Source organism: uncultured Limnohabitans sp., assembly GCF_937889215.1.
Classification (GTDB): domain Bacteria; phylum Pseudomonadota; class Gammaproteobacteria; order Burkholderiales; family Burkholderiaceae_C; genus Limnohabitans_A.
Map to the genome: position 1 here is coordinate 1 of NZ_CALBEX010000120.1, position 9,674 is coordinate 9,674.

8 protein-coding genes are annotated in these 9,674 nt (G+C 60.5%); 5 read left to right on the plus strand and 3 right to left on the minus strand.

Annotated elements, in window-relative coordinates; all coding sequences use genetic code 11:
* Nucleotides 1-210: 210 nt before the first annotated feature.
* The gene (locus Q0341_RS03125) at nucleotides 211-927 is read left to right on the plus strand and encodes a response regulator transcription factor (protein WP_299510491.1); all 717 of its coding nucleotides are present in this window, start codon (nucleotides 211-213) and stop codon (nucleotides 925-927) included.
* A gap of 1 nt (nucleotide 928) precedes the next feature.
* Nucleotides 929-2,341 (plus strand): sensor histidine kinase, encoded by a 1,413-nt coding sequence (locus Q0341_RS03130; RefSeq protein ID WP_299510493.1) that lies wholly within the window; start codon nucleotides 929-931, stop codon nucleotides 2,339-2,341.
* Nucleotides 2,342-2,426: 85 nt separating this feature from the next.
* On the opposite strand, the gene Q0341_RS03135 is transcribed toward Q0341_RS03130, so the two are convergent.
* Both Q0341_RS03135 and zwf read right to left on the minus strand, forming a co-directional pair.
* Nucleotides 2,427-3,272 carry an SIS domain-containing protein gene (locus Q0341_RS03135; protein ID WP_299510495.1) on the minus strand — a complete coding sequence of 282 codons (846 nt, stop codon included), beginning with the start codon at nucleotides 3,270-3,272 and terminating at the stop codon, nucleotides 2,427-2,429.
* Between the two features lie 14 nt (nucleotides 3,273-3,286).
* Nucleotides 3,287-4,750, minus strand: a complete 1,464-nt coding sequence (gene zwf / locus Q0341_RS03140) for a glucose-6-phosphate dehydrogenase (RefSeq protein WP_299510496.1) — start codon at nucleotides 4,748-4,750, stop codon at nucleotides 3,287-3,289.
* Between the two features lie 83 nt (nucleotides 4,751-4,833).
* On the opposite strand from zwf, the gene tal reads away from it, so the two are divergent.
* The 3 genes from tal to Q0341_RS03155 all read left to right on the plus strand — a co-directional run bounded on the left by tal (nucleotide 4,834) and on the right by Q0341_RS03155 (nucleotide 8,033).
* Entirely contained in the window at nucleotides 4,834-5,781 is a 948-nt protein-coding gene (tal, locus tag Q0341_RS03145) for a transaldolase (RefSeq protein WP_299510498.1), read from the plus strand.
* Nucleotides 5,782-6,032: 251 nt separating this feature from the next.
* The gene (pgi, locus tag Q0341_RS03150; RefSeq protein WP_299510500.1) at nucleotides 6,033-7,568 is read left to right on the plus strand and encodes a glucose-6-phosphate isomerase; all 1,536 of its coding nucleotides are present in this window, start codon (nucleotides 6,033-6,035) and stop codon (nucleotides 7,566-7,568) included.
* A 135-nt stretch (nucleotides 7,569-7,703) separates the two neighbouring features.
* Complete coding sequence (locus tag Q0341_RS03155; protein WP_299510502.1) at nucleotides 7,704-8,033, plus strand: J domain-containing protein; 330 nt, start codon at nucleotides 7,704-7,706, stop codon at nucleotides 8,031-8,033.
* Between the two features lie 87 nt (nucleotides 8,034-8,120).
* Here the strand turns inward: Q0341_RS03155 and groL are convergent.
* On the minus strand, nucleotides 8,121-9,674 hold a 1,554-nt coding region (gene groL / locus Q0341_RS03160), incomplete at its 5' end, for a chaperonin GroEL (RefSeq protein WP_299510503.1).

A 9,674-nucleotide genomic window follows, 5' to 3' on the forward strand; every position in this document is an offset into this window, starting at 1 on the left:
TCGAACAGCGTTTTGCCTTGGGCCCAAGCGGGCAAGGCCATGGATGCACCAGCGGCAGCGCCGAGGGCCAAAAAGTCGCGTTTAGTAATGGACATGCAGGTCTCCTGTGTAAGAATAAAAAACACACTGCCGGGCGCACGCCAGGGCAGCTGTTGCGATTTTTGTGCGTGGTTGCGTGCCAAACTGTCAATCACCTGTCAAAGCGGTTCAGTGAATACCCTAGCTCCTCACATTCTGTTGGTGGAAGACACACCTGACATTGCCCTGTGGCTGGGCTCCGCCTTGCGCCAGGGCGGGATGACGGTGCACTTTGCCACCGATGGTGTGGCCGCAGACCAGTGTTTGCAGCCCGGTCACCGCTTCGATGCGGTGCTGCTTGATCTGCAGTTGCCGGGCCTCGATGGTTTGAGCGTGTTGCAGGCTTTGCGGGCTCGGGGTGATGCCGTTCCGGTGCTGGTGCTGACGGCGCGGGCCAGCGTGCCCGATCGGGTGCTGGGTCTGAACATGGGGGCTGACGACTATTTGCCCAAGCCGTTCGATTTGAGTGAGCTCGAAGCCCGCCTGCAGGTCTTGCTGCGCCGCCATGGCCGGACCAAACCTGCCACGCTGCGCTGGGGGGCGCTGGAGATGGATGCGGACACCGATGCCGTGCAACTGCATGGCCAGGTGTTGGCACTGACCCAACGCGAAGCAGCGGCCTTGAGGGTATTGATGGCTTCGCCCCAGCGCACCGTGAGCAAAGAGCAGTTGCATGCCCAGGTGTTTGCCGACGAAGCTGCGGGCTTGGATGCGGTGGAGGTGTTGATTTACCGCTTGCGCAAAAAACTCGACGCGGCCCACGAACAGACAAGCCAAACGCCCGATGTGGCCATCACCACTTTTCGCGGCATGGGGTACCTGTTGACCGCACCGTCGGCGCGCCCCTGAGATGAAGCCGCCTATTTTGGGCCAGGCGCGCGCTGCAGCGTCCTTGCGCAGACGTTTGCTGGGCTGGATCTTGTTGCCATTGGCGGGCTTGATCGGCATCAACGCTTGGGTGGGTTATGGCAACGCGGTGCAGGCGGCGAATGAGGCGTATGACCGGTCGCTCTATTTGGCAGCACGCACCTTGGCCGAAGAAACCAGCTGGCGTCATGGCCAGATCCAGCTCGACCTGATGAAGGCTGCGGGTTATTTGTTTGAGAACCACACCGGCTCGCGTTTGTTTTACAAGGTGAGCACGCTGGACGGGCAGGTGCTGGCCGGTGCGGCGACCCTGCCCGATGCGCCTGCGCGCAGCGAGTCGTCGGTGCGCTACTTTGCCTTGGTGCAGTTTGATGACGGCCAATACTTGGAATGGCCGGTGCGCTTGGCGCAGCTCACCCATGTGGTGGAGGGCGCGGGCTTGACTGACCCGCTCATCAAGATCACCGTGGCCGAAACCCTGGAGGCCCGGCAGCAGTTGATCCAACGCATTTTGTGGGACACGCTGGGCAGCCAAGGTTTGTTGTTGCTGGCGGCCGCGCTGTTGGTGGTGTGGGGGGTGCAGCGAGGGATCCGACCGCTGGAGGCGTTTCGCCAACAATTGGCGAGCAAGGCCGATGATGACTTTTTGCCGATCCATCCGCCCGACTTGCCGCGTGAGTTGCGGCCGCTGATCGAGACGCTCAACAGCTACCTGGACCGTTTGGGTCAGTTGATCGAGATCCGCAAGCGCTTTTTAGACAACGCAGCCCACCAACTGCGCACACCGCTGACGGCTTTGAAGACGCAGCTGGCATTGGCGCAGCGCAACACCGCGCCTGAGCAAGCGCAAGCCTTGCTGTTGGCGGCGCGGCAAACCACCGATGGTGCGGTGCGCCTGACGGAGCAACTGCTGGCCATGACGCGGGTAGAGCACGCCCGCGAGATGCACACCCCGCAGAACGTGGACTTGGTGCAACTGGCCCGGCTTGCAACGCAAGAGCAGCTGATGCGTGCCCACCAGCGCGGCGACGATTTGGGGTTGGAGGCGCAAGTGACCCATTGCGAGGTGCTGGGTGTGGAGCTGTTGCTGCATGAGGCGCTGAGCAACCTGATCGACAACGCCATGCACCACACCCCGCCGGGTGCGCACATCACGGTGCGCGTTGGCCCCACCTGGATCGAGGTGGAGGACGACGGACCTGGCATCGCACCAGCGCACCAAGCGCATGTGTTCGAGCGGTTTTACCGCGCTGCACCAGCGGGTGTGAGCGGCAGCGGTTTGGGCTTGGCCATCGTGAAAGAAATTGCCAGTCAGCACGGGGCCCGGGTCACGTTGACGAGCCCGGTGCGGCAAGGGCGGGGCACGGTGGTTCGGATGGGGTGGCCTAAAGCCTGAGGCAGCCCCAAGAACCAAAGGTTCTTGGGTGATGCAAAGTGTGCTGAGGCCGTCAGGGCAGCTGATGCCCATCGGGTCTGCGACATCAGGTGTATCGCTTGCTGCTCAGGTTTTTCTTCATGTCGCGCAGGGCCGGTTGCAGGGCTTCGCCGATGCGCAGGGCCACTGTTGTGGCCAAGATGTCGATGATGAGCAGGTGCAGCAGGCGCGAGACCATGGGGCTGTATTTGTCGTAGCCCTCCGGGTGGTCGGCCGTGAGGTGGATGTGGCCTGCACCGGCCAGGGGCGAGCCGCTGGCGGTGATGACGATGGTTGTGGCACCTTGCTTTTTGGCGATGTCGCAGGCGTCCATCAGGTCGCGGGTGCGGCCCGAGTTGGAGATGATCACGGCGCAGTCCCCCGGCTGGAGCATGGAGGCGCTCATGACTTGCATGTGCCCGTCGCTGTAGGCGATGGCGTTGACGCCGAGGCGAAAGAATTTGTGCTGCGCGTCTTGCGCCACGATGCCGGAGTTGCCTACGCCATAAAACTCGATGCGGCGGTTGGTTTTTTGCGTAGCGGCCAGGGCTTGTGCGGCGTGTTCAAGCGCGAAAAAACTGGCGTCGTTGCGGTACTTCAAAAATGCGGCCACCGTGTTGTCGATGACCTTGACGGCGATGTCGCTGGTTTTGTCGTCGGCGTCGACACTGCGGTGGATGAAGGGCACGCCTTCGCTCACGCTGCCGGCCAGTTTGAGCTTGAAGTCGGACAAGCCGTCGTAGCCCACGCTGCGGCAAAAGCGCACCACGGTGGGTTTGCTCACATGGGCGCGGTCGGCCAATTCGGTCACGGGCAGGTTGGCAAAGGCACGGGGGTCGGCCAGCACCAGCTTGCCCACGCGTTGCTCGGCCGGTGCCAGCGAGGGCAGGGATGCTTTGATTCGGTCGAGCATGGTGGGTCTCCTTGTCAGATTTCTTCGGACCAGCAAAAGCCGTCGCGGGCAATCATGGCGGTGGATGCGCTGGGGCCCCAGGTGCCTGCGGTGTAGGGCCTTGGGCCGATGGGGTCGTTTTTCCAGTGTTGCAAGATGGGCTCGACCCAGCGCCAGGCTTCCTCTTGTTCGTCGCTGCGCACGAACAGGTTCAGTCGGCCATCGAGCACATCGAGCAGCAGGCGTTCGTACGCCCCCACGCGCTGGCTGCCAAAGCGTTTGTCAAAGTCCAAGTCCAGGTGCACGGGGCTCAGGGTGGTGGTGCCGCTGCCTTCGCCGCGTTTGCTGGGCCCTTGCGCAAATAGGTGCAGTTCTAGGCCGTCTTTGGGCTGCAGGTGAATGACCAGTTTGTTGACTTGCCCAGATGGGGTTTGAAAGATGTCGTGCGGGGTGGGCCGGAAGTTGATTTCGATGTACGCCTCGCGCGCTGCCATGCGTTTGCCGGTGCGGATGTAAAACGGCACGCCTGCCCAGCGCCAGTTGGCGATTTCGGTGCGCAGCGCCACAAAGGTTTCGGTGCTGCTGGAGGGGCTCACGCCGGCCTCGCTGCGGTAGCCGGGCACGGCTTGGCCGAAGACGTTGCCCGCGTTGTATTGCCCGCGAATCACATGTTGGTTGAGCGTCTCTGGTGTCCAGCGTTTGAGCGCGCGCAGCACCTTGAGTTTTTCGTCACGGATGGCGTCGGCGTGGGCGTTGATGGGCGGCTCCATGGCGATGGCACACAGCAGTTGCAGGGCGTGGTTTTGCACCATGTCGCGCAGCGCGCCGGTGGTCTCGTAAAAGCCGCCACGCTTTTCCACACCCAGCTCTTCGGCCATGGTGATTTGGATGTTGGCGATGTGCTCGCGCCGCCACAACGGCTCGAACAAGGCGTTGCCAAAGCGCATGGCAAACAGGTTTTGCACTGCCGGTTTGCCCAGGTAGTGGTCGATGCGAAAGATCTGTTGCTCTTTAAAAACCAAGCCCACCGCATGGTTGATGGCGCGGTTGGAGGCTAGGTCGTGGCCCAGTGGTTTTTCGAGCACGATGCGGGTTTTGGGGGTGTTCATGCCGTGGGCGGCGAGTTGTTCGCACACGGTGGTGAACAGGCTGGGCGCGGTGGACAAATACATCACCACGCTGTCGGTCTCACGCTCGGCCAAGCGCTGGGCCAAGGCGGCGTAGGCTGCGGGCTCTGACAGGTCGACCCGCACGTAACAAAGCAAACTGGCGAAGCGGGCAAATTCTTCGGGTTTGGGGCGTTTGTCGCCTTCAACTTGTTCAAAGCGCGACTGGATTTGTTGGCGGTACTGATCGTCCGTCAGGTCGTCGCGGCCCACGCCGATGATGCGCCCGCCTTCGGGCAAGGAGTCGTGGCGAAAGGCCTGGAACAGGGCCGGCATGAGTTTGCGCCAGACCAGATCGCCCGTGCCGCCGAAGAAAACCAGATCAAAGGCCATGATGTTTTTGAGTTACATGAAAAATTGATTTGTAATGTAACTTTGTTTCACGGATAATTCAAGCTTGTTTTATTGAAACCGCCATGAACCAACTCAACGCACTCAAACAATTCACCACCGTGGTGGCCGATACCGGTGACTTCAAGCAGTTGGCCCAGTTTCAGCCGCAAGACGCCACGACCAACCCGTCCTTGATTTTGAAAGCAGTGCAAAAGCCCGAATACGCGCCTTTGCTGGCCGAGGCCGTGGCCGCACACCGGGGCCAGCCGCTGGACGTGGTGATGGACCACTTGTTGGTGCGTTTTGGCTGTGAAATTTTGAAGACCATTCCGGGCCGTGTGTCGACCGAAGTGGATGCCCGCTTGAGCTTTGACACCGCCGCCACCGTGGCCCGCGCCCGCCGCATCATGGCTTGGTATGAGGCGCAGGGCATTGGCCGTGAGCGCGTGCTGATCAAGATCGCCTCGACCTGGGAAGGCATCCAGGCGGCGGCCGAGTTGGAGCGTGAAGGCATCCGATGCAACCTGACGTTGCTGTTCGCGTTTTGCCAAGCGGTGGCCTGTGGTCAAGCCAAGGTGCAATTGATCTCCCCCTTTGTGGGGCGCATCTACGACTGGTACAAGAAGTCTGCAGGCGCAGCTTGGGATGAAGCGGCCAAGTCGGGCGCGAACGACCCCGGTGTGCAGTCGGTGCGGGCCATCTTCAACCACTACAAAAAACACGGCATCGCCACCGAGGTGATGGGCGCGTCGTTCCGTAATGTGGGCCAAATCACCGCGCTGGCGGGCTGCGACTTGCTGACCATCAGCCCCGAGTTGTTGGCGCAACTGGCCTCGACCGAGCAGCCCCTGAACCAGGCGCTGGATGCCGCTGCGGCGCAGGCGATGGACTTGCCTGCCGTGGTCTACAACGAAGCCGCGTTCCGCTTGGCCCTCAATGAAGACGCCATGGCCACCGAAAAGCTGGCCGAAGGCATCCGCGCTTTTTGCGCCGATGCGGTCAAGCTCGAAGTGCTGATGCAGCAATCTTGAAAATCGGCTGCCTCTGTAGGTCGGTGCCTTCAGGTCCGACATGCTGGTGATGCACCGGATACATATGGGAGCGCAAGCCACCGAAGCCCCGAGGCTTGGTGCCATCAGGATCAGATGTTCGGCTTTTTGCATGACAAGCTTGTCAGATCAGACTGGTCCACAACGGCCGTCTCGGACCTGAAGGCACCGACCTACAAAACCGTGAGTTTTTGGCGCTTTTCTCCAGGCGTCACTCTTTTTGAAAGACCCTGATGCGCTGTGACCTGACACCCGCTTGGCAAACCCTGCAACAGCATGCGCAGGGCTTTACCGGTTTTGATTTGCGCAAGGCCTTTGCGCAAGACGGCCAACGCGTCCCAGTCCTGAGCCAGGCGGCACCCCATGTGTGGGCCGACCTGTCTAAAAACCACACCGACGCCGCCACCGAAGCGCTGTTGATCGAATTGGCCCGCCAAACCGGCCTGGCCGCGCACCGTGACGCCATGTTCCGGGGCGAGCCCATCAACAACACAGAGGGCCGTGCCGTGATGCATTGGCTCTTGCGCCAACCCGAAGGCTCGCTCTCGGGTGATTTGGCCGCGCCCTTGCAGCTGGTGCACGACACCTTGAAGCCTATGCTGGCCTTTGCTGAGCAGGTGCGAACGGACACGCAAATCACCGACGTGGTGAACATCGGCATTGGCGGCTCGGACCTGGGGCCGCAAATGGCCGTGCTGGCGCTGCAAGATTTTGTGATCCCGGGCAAGCGCTTTCACTTTGTGTCGAATGTGGACGGCCATGAACTGGCGGCGGTGCTCAAGGGTCTGAAGGCCGAGAACACGCTGTTCCTGATCGCGTCCAAAACTTTCACCACCATCGAGACCATGACCAATGCCCGCTCGGCGCTGGCCTGGTTCAAAGCGCAAGGCGGCAGCGATGTGTCGCGCCATTTTGCGGCGCTCACCACCAACGTGGCCGCTGCGGCGCAGATGGGCATCACCACCACCTTTGGTTTTTGGGACTGGGTGGGCGGTCGGTATTCGGTGTGGTCGGCCATTGGCCTGCCGGTGGCCATCGCCATCGGGGCGCAGGGTTTTCGGGACCTGCTGGCCGGGGCGCACGCGATGGACCAGCATTTCCAGACCGCGCCGCTGGAGGCCAACTTGCCGGTGCGCCTGGGTTTGCTGGACGTTTGGTACCGCAACTTTTTGAACTACACCAGCCGAAGCATTGCGCTTTACCACAGCGCCTTGCGACGCGTGCCCGCGTATTTGCAACAGCTCGAGATGGAAAGCAACGGCAAGCGCGTAGACCGCAACGGCCATGCGCTGCCCTATGGCACCTCACCCGTGCTTTGGGGCGAGCCGGGCACCAACGGCCAGCATGCCTATTTTCAGATGCTGCACCAGGGCACGGATGTGGTGCCGGTGGAATTCATCGCCGTGAAAAAGCCTACGCACATCCTGAAAGACCACCACGAACTGTTGCTGGCCAATGTGATCGCGCAGGCCCAGGCGCTGATGCTGGGCCAAGCCGACGAAGGGGGGCACAAGCACTTTCCCGGCAACCGACCCAGCACCTTCTTGCTGCTTGATGAACTCACGCCTGCCAGCTTGGGGGCGCTGATCGCCTTGCAGGAACACCGTGTGTTTGTCAGTGGCTCGGTCTGGGGCATCAACAGCTTTGACCAATGGGGCGTGGAGCTGGGCAAGGTGCTGGCCAAAGACATCCATGCGCGCTTGGCTTCGGGCGATGCGGCCGGGCTGGACCCTTCCACGGCCGGTTTGCTGCAGCAATTTCGTCCATGAATTCGATGCGCTGAGGCGTCACAGCGCCATGGTGTCCTCGATTGGTATTGAATTTAACACTTAGATACGTTTAAATTACCAATATATATACAAATAAGGTATTGCAATTCCATAATTCAAGCCATGGACCAGACCATGGACTTTTACGCCGAGTTGGGGGTTGCACCCGAAGCCGAGCCGGATGTTATTCGGGCGGCTTACCGCGCTTTGGCCAAACGCTACCACCCTGACCGGCAAGAGGGTGCGGGCCTGGCGGCTGCGGCGAAGATGGCCCGGCTCAATGGCGCCTACGAGGTGCTCGGTCATCCAGACAGCCGCCGTCTTTACGACCAGCAGCGTTTGCAAGCACAAGCCAAGCCATTGATGCCCTTGGTTCACCGCAGTTCTTGCCAAGACCGCTTGCCCAGTGCCCTGCCATTTTTGACCACCTACGATCAGCGCGGCCGTTTGCACGCTTATGTGTGAATAAAAAAGCCCCGCAAGGCGCGAACCTTGCGGGGCTTTTGTTTGGCCGGGTGAGGGCCTGAGCCCTCAGTCCAGACAGCGGGGCCATTACATGCCCATGCCGCCCATACCACCCATGCCGCCCATGTCAGGCATGCCGCCGCCAGCGCCGGATTCGTCTTTCGGTGCTTCGGAAATCATGCACTCGGTGGTCAACATCAAAGAGGCCACGGACGCTGCGTTTTGCAAGGCAGTGCGTGTCACTTTGGTGGGGTCCAAGATGCCCATTTCGATCATGTCACCGTAGGTGTCGTTGGCTGCGTTGAAACCGTAGTTGCCCGAACCGGCCAACACAGCGTTCACCACCACCGATGGCTCGCCACCGGCGTTGTACACGATCTCGCGCAGAGGCGCTTCGATGGCTTTCAACACCAGTTTGATACCGGCTTCTTGGTCAGCGTTGTCGCCTTTGATGACGCCAGCCGCTTGACGTGCACGCAGCAATGCCACGCCACCGCCAGCCACGATGCCTTCTTCCACAGCAGCGCGGGTAGCGTGCAGGGCGTCTTCAACGCGGGCTTTCTTTTCCTTCATTTCGACTTCAGTGGCAGCGCCGACCTTGATCACGGCCACACCGCCAGCCAACTTGGCCACGCGCTCTTGCAGCTTTTCGCGGTCGTAGTCAGAAGTGGCTTCTTCGATTTGCATGCGCACTTGTTTGACGCGGGCTTCGATGTCGCCAGCAGCACCAGCGCCGTCGATGATGATGGTGTTTTCTTTGCCCACTTCGATGCGCTTGGCTTGGCCGAGGTCAGCCAAAGTCACTTTTTCGAGTGTCAGGCCGACTTCTTCAGCGATCACTTTGCCGCCGGTCAAGATGGCGATGTCTTCCAACATGGCTTTGCGACGATCGCCGAAGCCAGGAGCCTTGACAGCCACAACCTTCAAGATGCCACGGATGGTGTTCACCACCAAAGTTGCCAAGGCTTCGCCTTCAACTTCTTCAGCAATGATCAACAAAGGACGGCCAGCTTTGGCAACGGCTTCCAGTGTGGGCAACAAGTCGCGGATGTTGCTGATCTTCTTGTCGAACAACAACACGAAGGGGTTGTCCAACAAAGCAGCTTGCTTCTCAGGGTTGTTGATGAAGTAAGGCGACAGGTAGCCGCGGTCAAACTGCATGCCTTCAACGATGTCGAGTTCGTTGTCCAAAGACTTGCCGTCTTCGACAGTGATCACGCCTTCTTTGCCCACTTTGTCCATGGCTTTGGCGATGATTTCGCCGATGCTGTGGTCGCTGTTGGCAGAGATCGAACCGACTTGGGCAATTTCTTTGGTGGTGGTGGTGGCCTTGGTGGCTTTCTTCAGCTCTTCGATCAAAGCAGTCACTGCTTTGTCGATGCCGCGCTTCAAGTCCATGGGGTTCATGCCGGCGGCAACGTACTTCATGCCTTCGCGCACGATGGCTTGGGCCAACACGGTCGCGGTGGTGGTGCCGTCTCCAGCGTTGTCAGAAGTCTTGGAAGCGACTTCCTTGACCATCTGCGCGCCCATGTTTTGCAGCTTGTCTTTGAGTTCGATTTCCTTGGCCACGGACACACCGTCCTTGGTCACGGTGGGGGCGCCGAATGAGCGCTCCAAAACCACGTTGCGGCCTTTAGG

Excerpts from the sequence above, each read along its gene's own strand:
- Q0341_RS03135 (WP_299510495.1), bottom strand. The coding sequence starts at position 3,272 with ATGCTCGACCGAATCAAAGCATCCCTGCCCTCGCTGGCACCGGCCGAG.
- Q0341_RS03155 (WP_299510502.1), top strand. The coding sequence starts at position 7,704 with ATGGACTTTTACGCCGAGTTGGGGGTTGCACCCGAAGCCGAGCCGGAT.
- Q0341_RS03130 (WP_299510493.1), top strand. The coding sequence starts at position 929 with ATGAAGCCGCCTATTTTGGGCCAGGCGCGCGCTGCAGCGTCCTTGCGC.
- tal (WP_299510498.1), top strand. The coding sequence starts at position 4,834 with ATGAACCAACTCAACGCACTCAAACAATTCACCACCGTGGTGGCCGAT.
- pgi (WP_299510500.1), top strand. The coding sequence starts at position 6,033 with ATGCGCTGTGACCTGACACCCGCTTGGCAAACCCTGCAACAGCATGCG.
- zwf (WP_299510496.1), bottom strand. The coding sequence starts at position 4,750 with ATGGCCTTTGATCTGGTTTTCTTCGGCGGCACGGGCGATCTGGTCTGG.